The sequence below is a fragment of the Ruegeria sp. A4 genome (genome assembly GCF_056543025.1).
This window is the reverse complement of record NZ_JBQGAW010000001.1, coordinates 466140-486283: the sequence shown is the minus strand read 5'-3', so window position 1 is coordinate 486283 and position 20144 is coordinate 466140. Positions and strand designations below refer to the sequence as shown.

The following is a 20144-nucleotide window of genomic DNA, read 5'->3' as shown; positions in this document are numbered from 1 at the left end:
GTACAGGTTTTCGCCGACCAAATCAAACGATGGGCATGGAATCGAACAGCTCAATGCCTGGCTATCTGGCGGATCCATGATCTTGAGGAGAAAATGGCGCGGTTGACGGGGCTCGAACCCGCGACCCCCGGCGTGACAGGCCGGTACTCTAACCAACTGAGCTACAACCGCGCATCTATTTCATGGCCTTTATCCTGGACCAAGGTTGGCAGCGATGGCGCGGTTGACGGGGCTCGAACCCGCGACCCCCGGCGTGACAGGCCGGTACTCTAACCAACTGAGCTACAACCGCCCGCTGCATGTTCATTGCTGAACGTTTGGGTGTATTATGGCCACGGTCGGGCAGCGTCAAGCGGCGTTTTGCAGTTTTTTGTCAGAATCCAGTTTTTTGTTTGCCCGCTGTTTTTTGCCCTCGCGAATTGTTCAATTTCCCTTGCAGCGCACCCCCGCGGAAGATATGACCGCATGTCATGGGTGATTAGCTCAGTGGTAGAGCGCTTCGTTCACATCGAAGATGTCAGGAGTTCAAATCTCTTATCACCCACCATCCCATTTTCGGATTTTCGCTTGGAACCAGCGGGCTTGCCATGTCGCGCGTTCGGCGGCTATCGTGCCCTATTTGGCCCGATTAAAGGCCACACACTAAGGCTGAGGTCACCATGACGGGGTTAAAGCGCGACATCGGCCTGCTGGGACTGACCTTCATTTCAGTCGGAGGAATCATCGGTTCGGGCTGGTTATTCGGCCCCCTTCTGGCCGTTCAGCATGCAGGGCCCGCGGCCACGATCTCGTGGATTATCGGCGCGGTTGCCATGTTCATTTTGGCCATCACCTTCGCAGAGATTTCCGCCATGCTGCCCATTCCCGGAGGGATCGCGCGCGTGCCTCAGTTTTCGCATGGCAATATCGTTTCGATGGCCATGGGATGGACCGCCTGGATCGGCTACAACACCACGGCGCCCATCGAAGTCGAGGCCATGCTGAAATACCTGGCGCCGTATGCGCCCTGGTTGCATACGGCCGAGACAGGTGATTTGACCGGGGCGGGTATTTTCGTCGCGCTGGTTTTCATGCTGCTGTTCGTCGCGGTGAATGCGCTTGGGGTCAAGTTCTTCACGCGCGTCAATGCTGCGCTGACCTGGGCCAAGATCGCTATACCAGTTGTCCTGTCCATTCTGCTTGTCGCAAGCCGGTTCAACAGCGAGAACTTCACCCAGCCGGATGGGTTTGCGCCCTACGGCGCGCAGGGTATCATGGCCGCCGTTTCCACCGGGGGCGTTATTTTTTCATTCATCGGCTTTCGCCATGTGGTTGATATGGCAGGCGAAGTTCGAAATCCGAAATTCGCAATTCCGGCCGCATTGGTGTTGTCGATTGTTCTGTGCGCCGTCATCTACCTTGGTCTGCAAGTGGCCTTCATCGGCGCGCTGGACCCATCCATGCTGTCCAAAGGATGGGCGCAGTTGAGCTTTGGGGGCGAAGGACCACTGGACGCCATCATCATGTCTGTCGGGCTGGTCTGGTTTCTGAGCCTGCTGAATGTCGGATCCGTGATAGGACCCTTTGGAAACGGGCTGGTCGCAACCGGGTCGAACGCCCGTATCGCCCTCGCCCTTTCAAAAAACAGTTTCCTGCCCAAACGGTTGCAGGTTTTGTCGTCATTCGGGGTTCCGCTGTGGGCGCTGGGGCTGAACTTTCTGATCGGAACGGTTTTCCTGCTGACAGTACCCTTTACCACCGTCATTGCCCTGAACGGTGCGGCCATCGTCTTGTCATTCGCCGTCGGGCCCATAGCCGTGGTTTGCCTGAGAAACCTAATGCCAGATCATCCCAGATCGATCCGAATACCGGCCGTGCGTCTTGTCGCGCTGACGGCCTTCGCCATCGCCACGATGATCGTGTATTGGAGCGGATGGGACACGGTCTGGCGGCTTGGCATCGCGCTGATTGTCGGGAAAATTCTGTTGCTGATCCGGTTCCGGGGACGTTTGGACGAAATGGACGTTACCGAGGCCCTGTGGCTTGTGCCTTATTTCTCAGGTCTTGGGCTGATCTCATTCCTTGGGCAATTCGGAGCCGGATCGTTGAAGCAGATCCCGTTTGGCTGGGACCTTCTGCTTTGCATCCTGTTTTCGTCGATCATTTTCGTTCTTGCCGTCCGCTCGGCTCTGCCACCCGATAAGTTCAATGAATACATAGCCGACGAAGAAATACTTGATCCAAAGCAACCCGTCATTGGATTGTAAAAAAGGCAGGGCATTCGCCCCGCCTTTTTCATTCGCTCAATCTGCTTAGTGTGCCGTGGCCGATGGCCCCGTCGCCTCTGACGAGGCTGCTGCGGCAGCGGCGGCCTCCTCGGCGGCTTCGTCCCATTCAACCGGCTCCGGTGTACGAACCAGAGAATGCTCAAGAACCTCCGAGACGTGCTTGACCGGGATGATCTTCAAGCCTTCCTTCACATTGTCCGGGATATCCGCCAGGTCCTTTTCGTTTTCCTCTGGGATCAGGACCGTCTTGATACCACCGCGCAACGCAGCCAGCAGTTTCTCCTTCAAGCCGCCGATCGGCATTGCGTTCCCGCGCAACGAAACCTCGCCCGTCATGGCGATATCCTTGCGAACGGGAATGCCCGTCAGAACCGATACGATCGATGTCACCATCGCCAGACCCGCTGACGGACCATCCTTGGGCGTTGCACCATCCGGCACGTGCACATGGATGTCGATCTTGTCGAACTGAGGCGGCTTCACTCCGATCTTGGGAGAAATCGACCGCACATATGACGACGCCGCATCGATGGATTCTTTCATCACATCGCCCAGCTTGCCTGTCGTCTTCATCCGACCTTTGCCGGGCAGCTTCAACGCCTCGATATGCAGCAGATCGCCCCCGACCGAAGTCCAGGCCAAACCGGTCACGACACCGACCTGATCGTCCTGCTCGGCCAGACCATAACGAAACTTTGGCACGCCCAGGAATTCATCCAAGTTTTCAGGCGTGACGGTAACGGTTTCCGCCTCTTTCTTGATGATCTTGGTCAGCGCCTTCCGTGCCACCTTGGCGATTTCGCGCTCGAGGTTCCGCACACCGGCCTCGCGGGTATAGGTGCGGATTATCTTTTGCAGCGCTTCATCGGTCAGTTCGAATTCCTTGGCTTTCAGACCATGGTTTTTGACCTGCTTGGCGATCAGGTGCTGCTTGGCGATCTCGCGCTTTTCATCCTCGGTATAGCCGGCCAATGGGATGATCTCCATCCGGTCCAGCAAAGGCCCGGGCATGTTATAGCTGTTGGACGTGGTCAGGAACATCACATTCGACAGGTCATATTCGACCTCAAGATAATGATCTATGAACGTGTTGTTCTGTTCCGGGTCCAACACCTCGAGCATCGCCGAGGCCGGGTCCCCACGGAAGTCCTGCCCCATCTTGTCGATTTCATCGAGCAGGATAAGCGGGTTCGTGGTTTTCGCCTTTTTCAGCGCCTGAATGATCTTGCCGGGCATCGAACCGATATAGGTCCGGCGGTGGCCGCGGATCTCGGATTCGTCGCGCACCCCACCCAAGCTGATGCGAATGAACTCGCGCCCCGTGGCCTTGGCGACCGATTTACCCAAGCTGGTCTTGCCCACGCCCGGAGGGCCGACAAGGCACAGGATCGGGCCTTTCAGCTTTTTCGACCGCTGCTGCACCGCCAGATATTCGACGATCCGCTCCTTGACCTTTTCAAGGCCATAGTGATCGGCGTCCAGAATATCCTGCGCACGACCCAGATCCTTTTTGACGCGGGATTTCGTGCCCCACGGCAAAGACAGAATCCAGTCCAGATAATTGCGCACCACGGTTGCTTCGGCCGACATGGGCGACATGTTCTTGAGCTTCTTCAGCTCGCCTTCCGCCTTCTCGCGCGCTTCCTTCGACAGCTTGGTCTCGGCGATCTTGGCTTCCAGTTCGGCGATCTCGTTCGCGCCGTCCTCGCCATCGCCAAGCTCTTTCTGAATGGCCTTCATCTGCTCATTCAGATAATACTCGCGCTGGGTCTTCTCCATCTGGGATTTGACGCGGGTCTTGATCTTTTTCTCGACCTGCAAAACCGACATTTCGCCCTGCATCAGGCCATAGACTTTTTCAAGCCGCTCGCTGACGCTGAGTGTTTCCAGCAGGTCCTGCTTTTGTTCGACCTCGATGCCCAGATGGCCCGACACAAGGTCGGCCAGCTTTGCCGGCTCGGTGGTTTCACCCACGGCCGTCAGCGCTTCTTCGGGGATGTTCTTGCGCACCTTGGCATAGCGCTCGAACTCGTCCGCGACGGTGCGCAACAGGGCTTCGGTCGTGGTGACGTCACCCGGGATTTCGGTCAGATATTCCGCCCGCGCCTCGAAAAACTCTTCGTTTTCAAGAAACTCGGTGATCTGCACGCGCGCCTGCCCTTCGACGAGCACTTTGACGGTGCCATCGGGCAGTTTCAGCAGCTGCAACACATTGGCCAGAACACCGGACTGGTAAATACCGTTCTCATCCGGGTCGTCGACGCTGGGGTCGATCTGGCTGGACAGCAGAATTTGTTTGTCATCCTGCATCACCTCTTCCAGCGCGCGTACCGATTTGTCTCGGCCCACGAAAAGCGGCACGATCATATGTGGGAACACCACGATATCGCGCAGCGGCAGGACGGGGTATGAGGAATTCAGAGGCTCTTGCATGCTCTATCCTTATCGTTGGCAAGATGGCGCTTGTCCCTCATCGAGGCAACATCCGGCCATCTCCTGTCTTGGACGATAAAGGTGGGGCCTCATCGCCCTTTTTCAACCTTATCGCCATGTATCGTGTCGCAGCATGAACCGAGGTTTTCGGGACTGCAAGATGTCCCGGGAACATATCCACCGAAATTAGTGCAACATGCATATGCAATGCGCAAATTCAGGGTCAGAACACCTGCTGCACTGCCCGGGACAGAAAAAAACCGTGGCCATCCGGGTTGCGACATTCCAGACCTTTCGTGGAGGAGGTGCAGGTAAATCCTCCGAACCGACCGGTTACACCGTATTCCGCACGGTCAAATCCGTCCCGGCTCCGGTTCAGTGGCTGGCACAGCAATTCCACGGGACCGTTGTCGAACATCTGAAAATCATGCCCCCAGTCAGATTGACAGTTCGCGGGGCGCGGCAACGCCGGAGGGCCGTATCTTTCTATGATCGTACACCGAATGTCCGAGGACTCGGCGCTTTCCCCCACCGAACACTGAACGTTTTCGGATGGGGTTTCAAAGGTCCAGACGTCAGCAACGGAAGGGGATGCGCAAAAAATGACTGCGCCGAGGAAAAAGCGGAACATCAAAAATTCTCCGGGTCACAAACAAAACAACTTTGAACAAAGTGGTTTCAGAATACCGGAAAACCCCGCAATTGTCACCTGAACGGACAGGTTACAGGGGCTCGATGTCCCCCTGTGCGCGTTGCGCGTGGAATGCGGCCTGCCACGCCTCGAATGAGCCGTCAGCGATCGCGTCCCGCATGCCCTGCATGATTTCCTGAAAGTAATGCAGGTTGTGCCAGGTCAGCAACATGCCCGAGATCATTTCGTTGGCGCGGAACACATGGTGCAGGTAGGCACGTGAATAGTTCGAACAGGCCGGGCAAGAACAGTTTTCATCCAGCGGGCGTGGATCATCCGCATGACGCGCGTTCTTGATGTTCACCACGCCGTAGCGCGTGAACACCTGACCGGTACGGCCCGAGCGCGAGGGCAGAACGCAATCCATCATGTCGATCCCGCGCGCCACTGCTCCGACTATGTCATCCGGCTTGCCAACGCCCATCAGGTAACGCGGCTTGTCCATGGGCAGGAAATCAGGCGCATAATCGAGACAGTCGAACATGGCCTCCTGCCCCTCGCCCACTGCCAGACCGCCAACGGCGTAGCCTTCGAAACCAATCTTCTTCAACGCCTCGGCGCTTTCTTCCCGCAGGTCCCGCTCAAGCCCGCCCTGCATGATTCCGAACAGAGCATGCCCCGGACGATCCCCGAAAGCGTCACGGGACCTCTCGGCCCAACGCATCGACAAACGCATGGACTCGGCGATCCGGTCGCGATTTGCAGGCAATGCAGGGCATTCGTCAAAGCACATCACGATGTCGGAACCCAAAAGGCGCTGAATTTCCATTGATCTTTCTGGCGTCAGCTCGTGCTTCGATCCATCAATATGGGATTTGAAGGTCACACCCTTTTCGGTCAGCTTCCGCAAACCGGCCAGCGACATGACCTGAAACCCCCCCGAGTCCGTCAGAATCGGTCGGTCCCAGTTCATGAACTTGTGCAACCCGCCCAGGCGATCAATCCGCTCGGCCGTGGGGCGCAGCATCAGGTGATAGGTGTTGCCCAGCAGGATGTCGGCCCCGGTGGCTCGGACGCTTTCCGGCATCATCGCCTTGACCGTCGCGGCGGTACCAACCGGCATGAAGGCAGGTGTCCGCACCTCGCCCCGCGGAGTGCTAATAACACCGGTGCGCGCCTTGCCGTCTGTGGCCTTGAGCTTGAAAGAGAATTGCTGGGTCATGTCATCGCCTCGGATCGCCGAACCGGGCAGGATTTGCCCGATCCGATCGGTCTTTGCAACCCGTCAGGGCAAGGATGCAACGCGGTCAGTAAACAGACGCACGACACCCGCCCCATCCACATCACGACAAACATGAACTGCGGGACGATCCCGGTCAGGTTGCGTCGCACCTATCCGGTCGCCTTCCGTCACAACATGCAGCCCGGTTTCGACCATGTCGAACATGGCCCCGTGCGAACAGGCGATCACGGCGGTTGAATCATGCAGGCCGCACCCTTCCAATCCGCCGATTTCCTTATAGAATTTCAGGTAAAACCGAGAGATATCACGCAGAAAAGATCCCATGCCGGGCGATTTTTGAGCCAGCGCGTCGAAATCCGCGGTCTCGTAAAGTGTTTTCAGGGTGACGTCCAAACCAACCAGCACGGTCTCGGGCGGTGCGGAAAAGACCGCATCTGCGGCAACCGCATCGTGATAGATGTTGGCTTCGGCATGGTCGGTAACGTTGCCCTTGCAGTAGACGGCACCGCCCATGACCACCAACCGGCCGAGGTTACCGGCAAATTCCGGGTCCAATCGCATGGCGTTGGCAATATTGGTCAGCGGTCCGACCGCACACACGACCAGTTCGTTTTTGTGCTTCCGGGCCATCTCGGCCAGAAACTCTGCGGCGGGAAGATCATGGTTCCGTCCGATCTCGGGAATTTCAGTCAGGTCACCAAACCCTTCGGGACCATGGACATGGTCCGATGGGACGTGCATGTCAGCCCCCAAAGGGAAAGGCGCGCCTTCCGCCACCGGAAGGTCCAGGCCCAGCTTGTCCAGCAGGAAACGGGCATTGCGGCTGGACTGATGAACATGCGTATTGCCGAACACCGTGGTCAGGCCGATCAGGTCAAATTCAGGCGCAGCGGCGGCATAGGCGATCGCCATGGCATCGTCGATGCCGGGGTCTGTATCGATTATCAATTTCATCCCCGCCCGATACCGCAAACAAGCCGGGATGCAAAGCAGTCACAAAACTTCTGGTCCAGGCCGAGTTCCTGTAGTGAAGCGTTTGCATCTGCCGGTTTTCCCTCCATACCAGAGTTGAAATCGAGCGACTCGATCCCCATATGTATACCATAGTACACAATAAAAAGAGGACAGAATGACCGAAGATCAGATCATCGGACTGCTTTCGTCAAACATCATTTACCTGCTGGCCGCCGTGCTGGTGGTCATCGTTATTTTCAAAGGCATCAAGATCGTTCCGCAATCCGAAAAATACGTGGTTGAACGGTTTGGAAGACTGCATTCGGTGCTTGGCCCCGGCATCAATTTCATCGTTCCGTTACTGGACGTTGCGCGCCACAAGATCTCGATCCTTGAACGCCAGTTGCCGAACGCGACGCAGGACGCGATCACCAAGGACAACGTGCTGGTGCAAATCGACACCTCTGTCTTCTACCGCATTCTCGAACCGGAAAAGACGGTCTATCGTATCCGCGACGTTGACGGAGCGATTGCCACCACGGTTGCCGGTATCGTTCGCGCCGAGATCGGCAAGATGGATCTGGACGAAGTGCAGTCGAACCGTGCGCAGTTGATCACACGCATTCAGGAAAGCGTTGAAACCGCAGTGGATGATTGGGGAATCGAAGTGACCCGGGCCGAGATTCTGGATGTGAATCTGGATCAGGCGACCCGCGATGCCATGCTGCAACAGCTGAACGCAGAACGCGCCCGTCGTGCGCAGGTGACCGAAGCCGAAGGCCAAAAACGCGCCGTCGAACTGCACGCCGATGCCGAGCTGTACGCAGCCGAACAAACCGCCAAGGCGCGGCGCATTCAGGCCGAGGCAGAGGCCTACGCGACAGGCGTCGTCGCCAAGGCCATTCAGGACAATGGCATCGAGGCTGCGCAGTATCAGGTTGCGCTGAAACAGGTTGAAGCCCTTAATGCATTGGGCAACGGTTCCGGCAAGCAGACCATAGTCGTGCCTGCCAATGCTCTCGAAGCCTTTGGTGACGCGTTCAAGATGCTCAAAGGAGGTAGATGATGGCTGATCCCTTTTGGCTGACCTGGTGGATCTGGCTGGCCGCCGCGCTGGCTCTGGGGATCCTGGAAATCGTTCTGCCCGGTTTCATCTTTCTGGGCTTTGCGATCGGGGCCGCGATCACCGGTCTCATCCTCGTCATCCCCGGCCTGACACTGTCATTGCATGTGCTCGCGCTGATCTTCGCAGTTCTTTCGTTGATCGCATGGCTTGTCCTGCGCCGGCTTTTTGCCTTGCCGCATGGTCAGGTCAAGACCTTCACGCATGACATCAATGACTAAGACACAGTGACGCTCACCCGAGCGTCACGCCCCTACTGGACGCTGTTGCAGGTATTCCCTATATAATCACTCAGGCAACTGACCCGAGGCAAAGATGACCCACCCGAGCGAACAGTTTGAAGGCACCCCGCTGATTGCGCCGTCAACGATTGAACACCCGCTGTACGAGGCTGTCGTCGAAGCGTGCCGCACGGTTTACGATCCGGAAATTCCGGTCAACATCTATGACCTGGGCCTGATCTATACGATCGACATTTCTCCGGACAACGCCGTGAAAGTCATCATGACCCTGACGGCACCCGGATGTCCGGTCGCGGGCGACATGCCCGGCTGGATTGTCGAGGCGATTGAGCCTGTTGCGGGCGTCAAGGAAGTCGATGTCGAACTGACCTGGGAACCGCCCTGGGGCATGGAGATGATGTCTGATGAGGCGCGCCTGGAATTGGGCTTTATGTAGCCATCAGGCACTTGCCCTGCCAATTGTCACGAAAGCTTGGCATTTTCGTCACCTTATCGTGCAGCCCCTGTCACACTCCTGACGGATAACATCTGAAGGTGGCATTCGCGTATGCGGTGCCGTCGGCTGGGTATGCCATGACCGCCCCCCGCTTCCCAGCTCAAGAATATGGGCCGTTCTTGCCCGAGAGCGGTCCTTTTTTGTTCCGACAACGACGATCAATTCAGATTGCAGGTTTCCTTGATCTCTGCCGCTCTGGCATCCAATTGCTTGACGTAGTCACCTGACAGCATTTGCAGCCTTTTTTGCTCGGTTCCCGTGACCAGCCCCAACAGAGCCCCGGCAGGTGTTATGGCAGCAATGCTTTCCAGTTGTTTGTCTTCCGCATGTTTCTTTTCCGATGCAATCGCGCGCAGATCCCCTTCCGCCGTTGCACAATTCACCGGGTGCCGTTCGGATCCCGTGGCCGCCCAAGCTTCGTTGGACATCACACACACGCTTACAGAAAAAAGTGCGGCCGCAAGAAAAGCTACTTTAACTTTCGACTCTAAATTATTCATTTTTCTACCACTTCATGTCTTTCCATCTATTCGGACGGGGTTCCAAAACTTCATTAGACCGATGCTAACCCCGCCTCCCGTATCAAAGCAAGTTTGCGGAGCGGCTGTGCGGACACGCCAGAGCTTTCCAGCGAATTCAAATTCTTTGCGCCACATTGCCTTGAGCAAAACAGCCTGGGACCCTAGATTGGGTGTAACGCGCGACAACGGAGATTTACATGTTCGGCATCCCCGGCAAACAGGCTGTGACCATGACGCCCAAAGCCGCAGAGCAGATTACCCGCCTGATGAATTCGGGCGGCCACGCTGGTTTGCGCATCGGCGTCAAAAAAGGCGGCTGTGCAGGCATGGAATACACCATGGAATATGTCGATCAGGCAGATCCTCATGACGAAGTCGTCGAACAGGACGGCGCGCGCATCATGATTGCGCCAATGGCCCAGATGTTTCTGTTTGGAACCGAAATCGATTACGAAGTGTCGTTGTTGGAATCCGGCTTTAAGTTCAAGAACCCGAACGTCGTCGACGCCTGCGGATGCGGAGAGTCGATCAAATTTGACGAAAGCATCGGCCAACAAGGCTAAGCCCGCCTCATCCCTTTTCATTTGAATGTCGCATGCGGACCGATCTTCGATGTTTCCGTCCGGGATCAGCATGCGAGCAGAATTGTAAGATGATGCCGACAATGCTATCCGCATGCTAAAATCATCGGATGATCAGGGAGATACCAAAATGCGGCAGAAGCTGGCGGCTGGAAACTGGAAAATGAATGGGACCGGCGCTGAATTGACCGAGTTGAAGGCGCTGTCTCAGATCTACCCGGCAGCATCGGTGGAAATCCTGATTTGCCCACCGGCAACATTGCTCAGCCGCGCATCAATTGCCGTTCAGGGCACTGCCATCTCTGTCGGTGGTCAGGACTGTCATGCCGCAAAATCAGGCCCGCATACCGGAGATATCAGTGCGGATATGCTGGTGGATGCCGGTGCAACATCGGTCATCCTGGGCCATTCCGAGCGCCGCGTGGACCACAGTGAACATGACGAAGATGTGCGGGCCAAGGCGCGCGCAGCAATGGATGCAGGTCTGAAGGCGATCATTTGCGTCGGCGAAAGCCTTGAGCAGCGCGAAGCGGCCAATACGCTCGACATCATCGGCGGCCAGATGTCCGGGTCGATCCCGGATCAGTCAACCGGCGAGAACTTGATCGTTGCATATGAACCGATCTGGGCAATTGGCACCGGCAAAGTTCCCACCCTGGAAGAAATCGGGGAAGTTCACGACTTCATGCGCGCCCGGCTGGAGCGCCGCTTCGGCGAAGGCGTGGGCCGTTCCGTCCGCCTGCTCTATGGCGGTTCGGTAAAACCCGACAATGCGGCGGATATATTTTCAGTTTCCAACGTCGATGGCGCACTTGTGGGCGGGGCCAGCCTGAAAGCGTCTGATTTCTCAGGAATCATTCAAGCGCTGGAAGGCGCCTAATTTCAGACTTCGTCCCGCAGTTTCTTCGGCCCAAGGATCGGTTATTCAATAGATCGTCGCTTCAACGCGTTGCGGTCAGGGTTGTTCACTACAACAGGCCCGTCCCCTTTGATCGTACAAAAATCCTGCCTTGCGCACGAAACTCCGTGAGTTGGCGAAGATACGCGGGATTCCGAACTGAGCGATGGGAAGCGAACAAAATTACACAGGGTAATGGCGCGATATGTTTTCTGACGCCCCGCCTTGCGCAGGGCATCCAGCTCTTCCAGCACGGTCGGGTTGCCGCCCTGTACAGGCTGATTGCGACCTTGTGAGACAAATCCGCCATCCCGCGCCAGAACCGATCCGATGCGAAATCCGCCGTTAACAAATCCGGCCTTTGCCTTTTTAGAAGCCACACAAAATGCGTTTGTCAGAGCCGGTCAAAATTCCGAGCTCCGCTTCGTGTGTGTGCTGCAAACTGCCGAAGTACTTTGGCTTGGCCAGTCAAGGGCTTCAGGAAAGCTTCATCACCACAAGGCCTGTCACGATCAGAACCGCAGCTGCGATCCGCGCAGGTGTCAGGGCTTCGCCAAGAAACAGAATACCGACACTGAACGCCCCCACCGCACCGATCCCAGTCCAGATCGTGTATGCGGTGCCCAACGGTAAGTCGCGCATTGCAAGCGCCAGCAGACCAAATGAACCCAACATCGAAACGCCCATCACGGCCGTCGGCCACAATCGGGTAAATCCGGCCGACTGCTTCATGGCAACCGCCCAGACAATTTCCAAAAGGCCAGCAAACAGAAGAAAGATCCAGGGCATAAGACAACCTCATATCCGTACGGGTCGTCCCGAATGATGTCCCAGAAAGCAGAGGTCGTCCTCTGTGCCTCAGATAAGACCCCATCGCGCGGTTTCAAGACACGAAAAAGCCGGGCAGTTGACACCACCCGGCTTTGTTCAGTTTTCAGACAGTCTAGTTGGTTATTATTTCCGGCCCCATGAAGGTGTTGGGCAGGAAGGTCGATATCCACGGAATATACGTCACCATGATCAGGAAGACGAACAGCACCGCAAGGAAGGGCAGCGCCGCCTTCACAACGCTCATCATCGGCATACCCGCAACACCCGAAGTCACGAACAGGTTCAGACCGACCGGAGGCGTGATCATCCCGATCTCCATGTTGACCACCATGATGATACCCAGATGGATCGGGTCGATGCCCAGCTCGATAGCGATCGGGAACACCAGGGGCGCCACGATGACAAGCAGTCCAGACGGTTCCATGAACTGACCGCCGATCAGCAGGATCACGTTCACCACGATCAGGAATGCGACCGGGCCAAGGCCCGCCGACAGCATCGCTTCGGCGATATGCTGCGGCACCTGTTCGTCGGTCAGAACATGCTTGAGGATCAGCGCGTTGGCGATCACGAAAAGCAGAGTGACAGTCAGCTTGCCTGCCTCGAACAGCGTATGCTTGGTGTCCGGGTGAAAGAACGCCGTGATCAGCGCATGGGGCTTTTTCAGCAGCGGCAGGTTCTGTGCGCCTTCCTCCGTGCTCAGCGGGCCCATGTCCTTGTACACAAAGCTGGCAATGAAGAACGCGTAGACTGCGGCGACTGCGGCGGCCTCGGTCGGGGTGAAGATGCCACCATAGATACCACCCAGAATGATGACGATCAGGAAAAGACCCCAACCGGCTTCACGGGCCGAGGCAAAGACCTCTCCCCAGCCTTTCCATTCCCCCTTGGGCAGGTTCTTGACCTTGGCCATGACATAGATGGTGATCATCAGCATCAAACCAGCCATCAGACCGGGAATAACACCTGCAAGGAACATGCGCCCAACCGAGACTTCGACAGCGGCGGCATATACGACCATGACGATGGACGGAGGGATCAGAATTCCCAGTGTCCCCGCGTTGCAGATCACACCGGCGGCAAATTCCTTGGAATAGCCCACCTGACGCATCCCCGCGATGACGATCGAGCCGATGGCGACCACGGTCGCCGGGGACGATCCGGACAGGGCTGCGAACAGCATACAGGCAAAGACGCCCGCAATCGCCAGACCGCCGGGCAAATGTCCGACACAGGCGATCGAGAACCGGATGATCCGTCGTGCGACACCACCTGTTGTCATGAAGGACGACGCCAGGATGAAGAACGGGATCGCCAGCAGGGTAAAATGCCCTTCAAACGCCTCGAACAGCGTGCCCGCGACAGAAGCGAGTGAACTGTCCGAGTAGATCAGCAGAAACAGGGTCGAGCTGAGGCCAAGCGCAACCGCAATCGGCACACCGATCAGCAGCAGGCCGACGACCATCGAGAAAAGAAGTACGACGTCCATTAGTTGTGCTCTCCTTGCTGAGCGCGGACTTCTTCGATCTCGTCCTCGACTTCGTGGCTGGCGACCAGGCGATCCGTTTCGCCACGCCATATCTGAACGGCAACCTGGGCGAACCGGATCACCAGCAGCAGCATCGATACCGGCAGCACCAGATAAGGCACCACTTTGGGAAGCTTTTCGTACCCTTCGCCATAGTTGATCAGGTCTTCCAGAAACCGCAGCGGAGCGACCATCGGGATATCGTCCACCTCATAGAAGCTCTGGCTGCGGGCGTCGAAGTTGAACCCGGTCGGGAACCAGCGTCCGGATGTCGGCGGCAGATCCGCGAAAACCGCCCAATAGTCATAGGCGCCTTTCAGCAACAGCAGCGAAAACACCAGACAGCACCCCACGGCGATGAGCGCCAGAATGCGACGCGGCGCTGGGGCCAGCATGTTCAGGATCGCATCAACACCCAGATGAGAGTGTTTCTTGACCGCGTAAGAGGCACCAAGCAGCACCAGCCAGCCAAAAGTGAACACCGTCAGTTCAAGCGCCCACAGGATATTGGAATTGAAAACAAACCGCGCGATCACATTGGCAAATGTCACGACCGTCATCAGGCCCAACAGACACGCGATCAGGGTTTCTTCGATATGGTCGACCAGCCCGCCTTGGCCGGAATTCGCACCAGACATCTTTCTGTCCCCGCATTTTTTGTGATGAGAGAGTGTTGGGCGGGCTTGTTCAGCCCGCCCGGCCAGCGCGTCGAATACTCCCCAGTCCCCGGACGCGCGGCCTTTGGCCAGATTCAGAAGCCGGCGTTGATGGCCTGAGCCGCGTCGATCTTGTCCTGACCCACGTCACCTGCGAACTGGTCCCAAACGGGCTTCATCGCATCAACCCAGGCCTGACGCTGTTCCGGGGTCAACTCGCGGATGACACCGCCTGCTTCAATGATCGAGGCTTTGGCTGCTTCGTTCACGGCAAAGGCTTCTTTGTTCCGTGTTTCCGTGACTTCAGCCAGAATGGTCAGGAACTTATCACGCACGTCCGGATCCAGGCTGTCCAGCCAGTCCACAGAGGTTACGACAAGATAGTCGATGATGCCGTGGTTGGTCTCGGTGATGCCGTCCTGCACCTCGAAGAACTTCTTGCCGTAGATGTTCGACCAGGTGTTTTCCTGACCATCCACAACCCCCTGTTGCAGCGCGCCGTAAACTTCCGAGAACGCCATTTTCTGCGGGCTGCCACCGATGGCCTCCATCTGTGCCACCAGAACGTCCGAAGACTGCACGCGGAACTTCAGGCCGTTTGCATCCGACGGATCGACCAGCGGCTTGTTGGCCGACATCTGCTTCATGCCGTTGTGCCAGAAGGCCAGCCCCTGAAGGCCACGGCGCTGCATGCTGTCCTTCATCGCCTGACCATCAGCCGACGCCTGGAATGCATCCACAGCATCGATGTTCTTGAACATGAACGGCAAGTCAAACAGGCGGAACTGCTTGGTGAACTTCTCGAACTTCGACAGTGACGGCGCGGCCAGCTGAACGTCGCCCTGCAACATCGCCTCCAGCACCTTGTCATCGTTGTACAGGGTCGAGTTCGGATAGACCTCCATGCACATCACGCCGTTCATCTCATCATTGACGCGCTGTTCCAGCAGCGATGCGGCAATGCCCTTGGGGTGTTTGTCAGTGTTGGTCACATGCGCAAACTTGACGACGATTTCACCATCGTCACAGGCTGCCATGCCAGCGGTGGCTGTGACTGTCAGCGCCAGAGCGGTTGCGGCCGTTGTCAGGAATTTCATCTGTCTTTTCCTCCCAGACTTCCTTGAAACTGTCCTTCGACACCAATTCGGTGTCAGATGAAGCGAAGTGAAACGAATCGGCACGATCCACTCAACGATTTGTTTTTTGCCTCTCAATTTTCTATTAATATTATTTATTTCAAAATGTTATGAAGCGTTTTGCAATGTATACTCGATCCATTCGAAACCCCAAGTGCGAGATTCCGCACAGCAATCTTCCAGTTTGTGCGGAAATCCGCACACCCTGCGAATCAAAACACCCGAATCAACTGGTGCGAAACCGCAGTCCGCGACAGCGGGCTGCCCGGCCCAACAGCTTTAGACGCATGTTAATGCGGAAAAAGGTGGCGGGAGCCCGACCGTTACCGCCGGTAATCCTCGGCCCGAATCTGGTACCGTGCCAGCTTGTCGTAAAATGTCTTGCGCGGCAGTTTCAATGCCTTCGCCGCATCTGATGCCTTACCGTTGTGACGACCCAGCGCCGCGATGAGCAGCGACCGCTCCACCCGCGCCATCTGTTCGCTGAGCCCCAGATCAGTTGCCTGCGCGACTTCTTCCGGCATTCCCAGCACGAAGCGCATCGCGGCTGACATCAGGGATCGCGCATTCCCCGGCCAGTCGCTGGCCATTAGCGACGCCAGATGCTCGGACGAGATTTCCGGCGCCACGATCCCCGCCTGTTCTGCGGCCTGTGCAACGTAATGACGGAAGATCACCGGAATGTCGTCGGGGCGTTCTGCCAGCGATGGAATACGCACCCGCATGACATCCAGCCTGTAAAACAGGTCTGCATTGAACCGGCCTTCAGAACTCAGCGCCGAAAGATCAGCGGTCGTTCCCGCAATGATACGCCCGCCTGGTCCATGCTCGATGATCTCCAACGCCGCAAATTGCGTGGCATGGGGCATGGCCGAGACTTCATCCAGAAACAATGACCCACCTGCCGCATCTTCACAGCTCTCGGCCAAGTCGTCGGGGCTGAGGCTTGAGGCCGTGCGTTTGACAAATGGTCCCTGCCCTGCTGGCGACATCAGATGCACGACCTCGGCGACCTTCGAGATGCCGCTGCCCGGCGGTCCCGTCACAAGAACTTCGGCACCTGTTGGCGCAACGGTCCGAACCCGTTCGCGCAGGGCCTCGGCCTGGGGCGACAGGCCGAACAGCAAACGCGCGGCGGGGTCTCCTCGTTCCAACTCGGATTTCGCCGCTCTTTGCTCCAACACCTGCGAACGGGCTGCAAAGGCGCGTTCAAGCACCTCCAGAAGATCGGACGCGGCGCACGGCTTTTCCAGAAAATCGAACGCACCCTTTCCCATGGCGTCGACGGCCATGGGAATATCGCCCTCACCCGTCAGAAGAACCACGGGAAGATCCGGATCGACCTCTCGGGCATACGACAAAAGGTGGAACCCGTCCCGCCCCGGCATGCGGATATCCGAGATGATGACACCGGGAAACTCGCGGCTGATGTGATCCTTGGCCGCCACAAAGGATCCAGCGGTCGTTGGCTGATAGTCCGCCAATTCCAGAGTTTGAGACAGGGCCTCGCGTACGGCGGCATCATCATCGACCAACAAAACCCTGCGCATCACGCGGCCTCTTCCTTGTCGCAGGGTTCCAGTTCGACGGTGAACATGGCCCCATCCGCCGTGTTCGCGCCCCGTATGTCCCCACCAAAGCTTTGAACCAGCCCGTAGGAAATGGAAAGCCCCAGCCCCAAACCTTCTGACGATCCGACGCTTTTCGTGGAATAGAAGGGCTCGAACATCCGGTCGGGGTCTTCAATGCCCGGGCCAGTATCCTGCAAAGAAACGCTCAATCGTGCGCCTTTTCGCAGCGTTATCGTAATAATCCGTTTTGGTCGCCCCAGCATTGCATCCGCCGCATTGTTGATCAGATTCACGAACACCTGCACCAAACGTACTTCACCCCCCCAAACATACACAGCGCCATTCGGGGGGGTCCAGTTCAGGGTTACATCGTCGTCGCGCAGGCGGGCCTCGGTCAGTTCAACAGCGGTGTTGAGTACCTGTATCAGGTCAACCCGCCCCATCGGTTCGCTTTCGTTGCGGGCAAAGGCGCGAAGGTTCTTGATGATCCGCGCCATCCGCGCCGCCATTTCCGATATCCGGCCCAGATTCTCGGCAGCCATTTCAGGTTTCCCCCGCGTCATGAACGCTGAACCGTTATCCGCAAATTGTCGTATGGCCATAAGCGGCTGGTTCAGTTCATGGCTGATCCCCGCCGACATTTGCCCCAAAGCGCTGAGCTTTCCCGCCTGCACCAGGTCTGCCTGGGCCCGCCGCAGCGCCGCCTCGGCTTCTTCGCGTTCCGCCACTTCCTTGCGCAAACTGGCATTTGCCACTGTCAGGTCATGGGTTCGTTTGGCCACACGGCTTTCCAGAACGGCATTCGCTTCGGCCAATGCCCGCCGCCGCTCCATGGCTAGAAAGAGCATGGCCCCAAAGGCCAGACAGATCGCTGCGACGGCCGCCGCCTGAAGCCTGGCAAGCTGAAGGGCCGGCGCCACGTCCACCAGAACCTCGGCAGTCATGTCGATCACCGGCAAATCAAGGGTCAGATGCAGCGCATCACGCGGCAGGTAACGCCCCCAGTTCAAATGCCACAACTCGTGCCTGCCGACCTGTTTCGAAGAAAAATCAACGGCGGCACCATCTGGCGGCGTCAATCCCGCCTCACCGTCCGCCCGGCGCCAGAACAGCAGGTCGGATCTGTTGGAAATGAAAACGACGCCATCTGAGTCGACAAAGAAAACCGCCTCGGTACTGCCGCGCCACGTTTGTTCAACGTCCTGAACATCAGCAACGACCATCAACGCGCCTTTGATCTGGCCAGACGGGCCAAAAGCGGGGGCGGCATAGGAATAGATCCGGTCTTCGCCCGACGGCACGACCTCATGCGCACTGCCCAAGGCGCCCTGCATCGCACGGCGGAAAGCCGGATGATGGGCCATGTTGCGCTGGGACACAGGCTGCGCCGATACCAGCACCTGCCCGTTCGTATCCAGGTACATCATGTTTACGGCGGCCGTTTTGTCAGCGACGTCCAGCAGCGTTGACCGGGCTTGGCGAAGACCGGCCTGCGTATCCAATTCGCGCAAGACGGGATGAGTTGCCATCAGCACGGCAAGTTCCTGGTACACTTGCATCTGCGTGCTCAGCCGGTCAGCCGCCAGCTCAAGATCTGCCTCTGCCTTCTCGCTCAGCTGAGACAGGGCCTGTCGATAGCCATAAGACCAGACAAACCCCGACAACAGCCCAACGGCGAGCAAAAAACCGGAAATGAACCAAACCCTGTGCATAGACAGGGTCTTGCATTCAAAGCGCCGCATGGCAAGTGTGCGGCGCATGAAGTCTTTTTCGCAATCACCGACAGACCCGGGTTTCGTCCAAAACCCCTACCCATTCTACGACAAGGCGCGAGGCTCGGGCGATCTGTTCTATTGGCAGAACTACGGTATGGTCGCCGCGGTTTCATACCGCGCGGTTCGCGCCCTGTTTCGGGACCGCAGATTTGGCCGCGAGGTACCGCCCGAACTGGCAGAGCAAGGTCCCGCCCATCTGGCGCCCTGGCTGGCCATCGAGGCCCATTCACTGCTTGAGGCAGAACCGCCAAGGCACACACGCCTTCGGTCATTGGTGATGCGCGCCTTCACGTCACGGGCGATTTCTGCGCTGCAACCTTCCATCGAAGATCTGTGCCACGGCCTGATCAAGGAATTCCCTCGGAACACGTTCGACCTGTTGGAAGCCTATTGCACTCAGGTTCCGGTGGTCACGATCTGCCGGCTTCTGGGCGTCCCCGAAGCCATGGCGCCCGATCTGCTACGGTGGTCTCACGATATGGTTGCCATGTATCAGGCCAATCGCACGCAGGACACCGAAGACACGGCCGCCAAATCATCTCGGGAGTTCACCGAATTCCTGAAGGAATACATAGAGCTGCGGCGCAATGATCCACGGGACGACCTGATAACCCGGTTGATAAGCGCCGAGGAAGAAGGCCAGAAACTGTCACCGGACGAGCTGGTTGCCACCTGCATCCTGCTGCTCAACGCAGGCCATGAGGCCACCGTGCATTCACTGGGGAACGGGGTGAAAACCCTGTTGCAGACCCGTACCGCCCCCGACGCCCTGGCACCGGATGGACTCGACGCAACCATCGAAGAGATCCTGCGCTTTGACCCGCCTCTGCACATGTTCACACGTTACGCGTATCAGGACGTGGACCTGTTCGGCCATTCATTCAAACGTGGCGATCAAGTGGCACTGTTGCTTGGCGCGGCCAACCGCGACCCCGCTGTCTGGGCGGAACCGAACACGTTTCAGCCGAGCCGTCCGATTGAAGTCAACACAAGCTTTGGGGGAGGAATTCATTTCTGCGTCGGCGCACCTCTGGCGCGTCTTGAAATGCGGATTGCTTTGCCGATCCTGTTCGAAAGCTGTCCAAACCTGAAACTGGCTGCGCCGCCGCTTTACTCGGACAGCTATCACTTTCACGGGCTGAATCAGCTGCTGGTCAGACGTTAGCCATCACCTTTGGCATTTCTACACGACGCTTCCGGCGATTTTGCTTCCGGCCGGATGAAAACACCAATCAGTTCATCTGGCTCAAAGCCCCAT

General features: G+C 57.4%; 19 protein-coding genes and 3 tRNA genes. 8 read left to right on the top strand and 14 right to left on the bottom strand.

What is annotated here, in order from left to right:
- Nucleotides 1-94: 94 nt before the first annotated feature.
- Nucleotides 95-171 (bottom strand) — tRNA-Asp (locus tag ACR0E2_RS02370).
- Between the two features lie 44 nt (nt 172-215).
- Nucleotides 216-292, bottom strand: a tRNA-Asp gene (locus ACR0E2_RS02365).
- Between the two features lie 180 nt (nt 293-472).
- Here ACR0E2_RS02365 and ACR0E2_RS02360 point away from each other — a divergent pair.
- Nucleotides 473-547 (top strand) — tRNA-Val (locus tag ACR0E2_RS02360).
- Nucleotides 548-659: 112 nt separating this feature from the next.
- A complete protein-coding gene (locus tag ACR0E2_RS02355; protein WP_480445007.1) occupies nt 660-2246 on the top strand; it encodes an APC family permease in 1587 nt (528 codons plus the stop codon).
- A 45-nt stretch (nt 2247-2291) separates the two neighbouring features.
- Here the strand turns inward: ACR0E2_RS02355 and lon are convergent, their stop codons facing one another.
- The 4 genes from lon to ACR0E2_RS02335 all read right to left on the bottom strand — a co-directional run bounded on the left by lon (nt 2292) and on the right by ACR0E2_RS02335 (nt 7528).
- The gene (lon, locus tag ACR0E2_RS02350) at nt 2292-4700 is read right to left on the bottom strand and encodes an endopeptidase La (RefSeq protein ID WP_480445006.1); all 2409 of its coding nucleotides are present in this window, start codon (nt 4698-4700) and stop codon (nt 2292-2294) included.
- A gap of 223 nt (nt 4701-4923) precedes the next feature.
- On the bottom strand, nt 4924-5331 hold the full coding sequence (locus ACR0E2_RS02345; protein WP_480445005.1) for a DUF6636 domain-containing protein: 408 nt from the start codon (nt 5329-5331) through the stop codon (nt 4924-4926).
- A gap of 91 nt (nt 5332-5422) precedes the next feature.
- Nucleotides 5423-6553, bottom strand: a complete 1131-nt coding sequence (gene tgt / locus ACR0E2_RS02340) for a tRNA guanosine(34) transglycosylase Tgt (protein WP_480445004.1) — start codon at nt 6551-6553, stop codon at nt 5423-5425.
- Between the two features lie 63 nt (nt 6554-6616).
- The gene (locus tag ACR0E2_RS02335; RefSeq protein WP_480445003.1) at nt 6617-7528 is read right to left on the bottom strand and encodes a nucleoside hydrolase; all 912 of its coding nucleotides are present in this window, start codon (nt 7526-7528) and stop codon (nt 6617-6619) included.
- Between the two features lie 175 nt (nt 7529-7703).
- Here ACR0E2_RS02335 and ACR0E2_RS02330 point away from each other — a divergent pair, with 175 nt between their 5' ends.
- From ACR0E2_RS02330 to ACR0E2_RS02320, 3 genes are all read left to right on the top strand, one after another.
- The gene (locus ACR0E2_RS02330) at nt 7704-8594 is read left to right on the top strand and encodes an SPFH domain-containing protein (protein WP_171168338.1); all 891 of its coding nucleotides are present in this window, start codon (nt 7704-7706) and stop codon (nt 8592-8594) included.
- The gene (locus ACR0E2_RS02325; RefSeq protein WP_480445001.1) at nt 8594-8872 is read left to right on the top strand and encodes an NfeD family protein; all 279 of its coding nucleotides are present in this window, start codon (nt 8594-8596) and stop codon (nt 8870-8872) included. The genes ACR0E2_RS02330 and ACR0E2_RS02325 overlap by 1 nt, the downstream gene beginning before the upstream one ends.
- Before the next feature lie 94 nt (nt 8873-8966).
- A complete protein-coding gene (locus ACR0E2_RS02320; RefSeq protein ID WP_152457849.1) occupies nt 8967-9329 on the top strand; it encodes an SUF system Fe-S cluster assembly protein in 363 nt (120 codons plus the stop codon).
- A gap of 218 nt (nt 9330-9547) precedes the next feature.
- Here the strand turns inward: ACR0E2_RS02320 and ACR0E2_RS02315 are convergent, their stop codons facing one another.
- A complete protein-coding gene (locus tag ACR0E2_RS02315; RefSeq protein WP_480445000.1) occupies nt 9548-9817 on the bottom strand; it encodes a hypothetical protein in 270 nt (89 codons plus the stop codon).
- A 290-nt stretch (nt 9818-10107) separates the two neighbouring features.
- Here ACR0E2_RS02315 and ACR0E2_RS02310 point away from each other — a divergent pair, with 290 nt between their 5' ends.
- Together ACR0E2_RS02310 and tpiA are read left to right on the top strand one after the other, a co-directional pair.
- Nucleotides 10108-10473 (top strand): HesB/IscA family protein, encoded by a 366-nt coding sequence (locus tag ACR0E2_RS02310; protein ID WP_171362933.1) that lies wholly within the window; start codon nt 10108-10110, stop codon nt 10471-10473.
- Between the two features lie 148 nt (nt 10474-10621).
- Nucleotides 10622-11371 carry a triose-phosphate isomerase gene (gene tpiA / locus ACR0E2_RS02305; RefSeq protein WP_480444998.1) on the top strand — a complete coding sequence of 250 codons (750 nt, stop codon included), beginning with the start codon at nt 10622-10624 and terminating at the stop codon, nt 11369-11371.
- Between the two features lie 41 nt (nt 11372-11412).
- Here tpiA and ACR0E2_RS02300 read toward each other — a convergent pair whose 3' ends face one another.
- From ACR0E2_RS02300 to ACR0E2_RS02270, 7 genes are all read right to left on the bottom strand, one after another.
- Nucleotides 11413-11769, bottom strand: coding sequence for a tRNA-specific adenosine deaminase (locus ACR0E2_RS02300; RefSeq protein WP_480444996.1), 357 nt, complete (start codon nt 11767-11769; stop codon nt 11413-11415).
- Between the two features lie 97 nt (nt 11770-11866).
- A complete protein-coding gene (locus ACR0E2_RS02295) occupies nt 11867-12178 on the bottom strand; it encodes a DMT family transporter (RefSeq protein ID WP_171328559.1) in 312 nt (103 codons plus the stop codon).
- A 154-nt stretch (nt 12179-12332) separates the two neighbouring features.
- Nucleotides 12333-13709 (bottom strand): TRAP transporter large permease, encoded by a 1377-nt coding sequence (locus ACR0E2_RS02290; RefSeq protein WP_480444995.1) that lies wholly within the window; start codon nt 13707-13709, stop codon nt 12333-12335.
- Complete coding sequence (locus tag ACR0E2_RS02285) at nt 13709-14386, bottom strand: TRAP transporter small permease (RefSeq protein ID WP_152457843.1); 678 nt, start codon at nt 14384-14386, stop codon at nt 13709-13711. The genes ACR0E2_RS02290 and ACR0E2_RS02285 overlap by 1 nt, the downstream gene beginning before the upstream one ends.
- Nucleotides 14387-14499: 113 nt before the next feature.
- Nucleotides 14500-15501 (bottom strand): DctP family TRAP transporter solute-binding subunit, encoded by a 1002-nt coding sequence (locus ACR0E2_RS02280; protein WP_480444994.1) that lies wholly within the window; start codon nt 15499-15501, stop codon nt 14500-14502.
- 362 nt (nt 15502-15863) lie between these two features.
- A complete protein-coding gene (locus ACR0E2_RS02275; protein WP_171116154.1) occupies nt 15864-17093 on the bottom strand; it encodes a sigma-54-dependent transcriptional regulator in 1230 nt (409 codons plus the stop codon).
- Complete coding sequence (locus ACR0E2_RS02270) at nt 17090-18871, bottom strand: sensor histidine kinase (RefSeq protein WP_480444992.1); 1782 nt, start codon at nt 18869-18871, stop codon at nt 17090-17092. Before ACR0E2_RS02270 ends, ACR0E2_RS02275 begins: the two co-directional genes overlap by 4 nt.
- On the opposite strand from ACR0E2_RS02270, the gene ACR0E2_RS02265 reads away from it, so the two are divergent.
- A complete protein-coding gene (locus ACR0E2_RS02265) occupies nt 18870-20051 on the top strand; it encodes a cytochrome P450 (protein ID WP_480444990.1) in 1182 nt (393 codons plus the stop codon). The genes ACR0E2_RS02270 and ACR0E2_RS02265 overlap by 2 nt on opposite strands.
- Nucleotides 20052-20144 lie beyond the last annotated feature (93 nt).

What these genes read in the sequence shown, in the direction of transcription:
- ACR0E2_RS02355 (WP_480445007.1), top strand. Translation starts at nt 660, where the DNA reads ATGACGGGGTTAAAGCGCGACATCGGCCTGCTGGGACTGACCTTCATT.
- lon (WP_480445006.1), bottom strand. Translation starts at nt 4,700, where the DNA reads ATGCAAGAGCCTCTGAATTCCTCATACCCCGTCCTGCCGCTGCGCGAT.
- ACR0E2_RS02345 (WP_480445005.1), bottom strand. Translation starts at nt 5,331, where the DNA reads ATGTTCCGCTTTTTCCTCGGCGCAGTCATTTTTTGCGCATCCCCTTCC.
- tgt (WP_480445004.1), bottom strand. Translation starts at nt 6,553, where the DNA reads ATGACCCAGCAATTCTCTTTCAAGCTCAAGGCCACAGACGGCAAGGCG.
- ACR0E2_RS02335 (WP_480445003.1), bottom strand. Translation starts at nt 7,528, where the DNA reads ATGAAATTGATAATCGATACAGACCCCGGCATCGACGATGCCATGGCG.
- ACR0E2_RS02330 (WP_171168338.1), top strand. Translation starts at nt 7,704, where the DNA reads ATGACCGAAGATCAGATCATCGGACTGCTTTCGTCAAACATCATTTAC.
- ACR0E2_RS02325 (WP_480445001.1), top strand. Translation starts at nt 8,594, where the DNA reads ATGGCTGATCCCTTTTGGCTGACCTGGTGGATCTGGCTGGCCGCCGCG.
- ACR0E2_RS02320 (WP_152457849.1), top strand. Translation starts at nt 8,967, where the DNA reads ATGACCCACCCGAGCGAACAGTTTGAAGGCACCCCGCTGATTGCGCCG.
- ACR0E2_RS02315 (WP_480445000.1), bottom strand. Translation starts at nt 9,817, where the DNA reads ATGTCCAACGAAGCTTGGGCGGCCACGGGATCCGAACGGCACCCGGTG.
- ACR0E2_RS02310 (WP_171362933.1), top strand. Translation starts at nt 10,108, where the DNA reads ATGTTCGGCATCCCCGGCAAACAGGCTGTGACCATGACGCCCAAAGCC.
- tpiA (WP_480444998.1), top strand. Translation starts at nt 10,622, where the DNA reads ATGCGGCAGAAGCTGGCGGCTGGAAACTGGAAAATGAATGGGACCGGC.
- ACR0E2_RS02295 (WP_171328559.1), bottom strand. Translation starts at nt 12,178, where the DNA reads ATGCCCTGGATCTTTCTTCTGTTTGCTGGCCTTTTGGAAATTGTCTGG.
- ACR0E2_RS02290 (WP_480444995.1), bottom strand. Translation starts at nt 13,709, where the DNA reads ATGGACGTCGTACTTCTTTTCTCGATGGTCGTCGGCCTGCTGCTGATC.
- ACR0E2_RS02285 (WP_152457843.1), bottom strand. Translation starts at nt 14,386, where the DNA reads ATGTCTGGTGCGAATTCCGGCCAAGGCGGGCTGGTCGACCATATCGAA.
- ACR0E2_RS02280 (WP_480444994.1), bottom strand. Translation starts at nt 15,501, where the DNA reads ATGAAATTCCTGACAACGGCCGCAACCGCTCTGGCGCTGACAGTCACA.
- ACR0E2_RS02265 (WP_480444990.1), top strand. Translation starts at nt 18,870, where the DNA reads ATGAAGTCTTTTTCGCAATCACCGACAGACCCGGGTTTCGTCCAAAAC.
- ACR0E2_RS02270 (WP_480444992.1), bottom strand. Translation starts at nt 18,871, where the DNA reads ATGCGCCGCACACTTGCCATGCGGCGCTTTGAATGCAAGACCCTGTCT.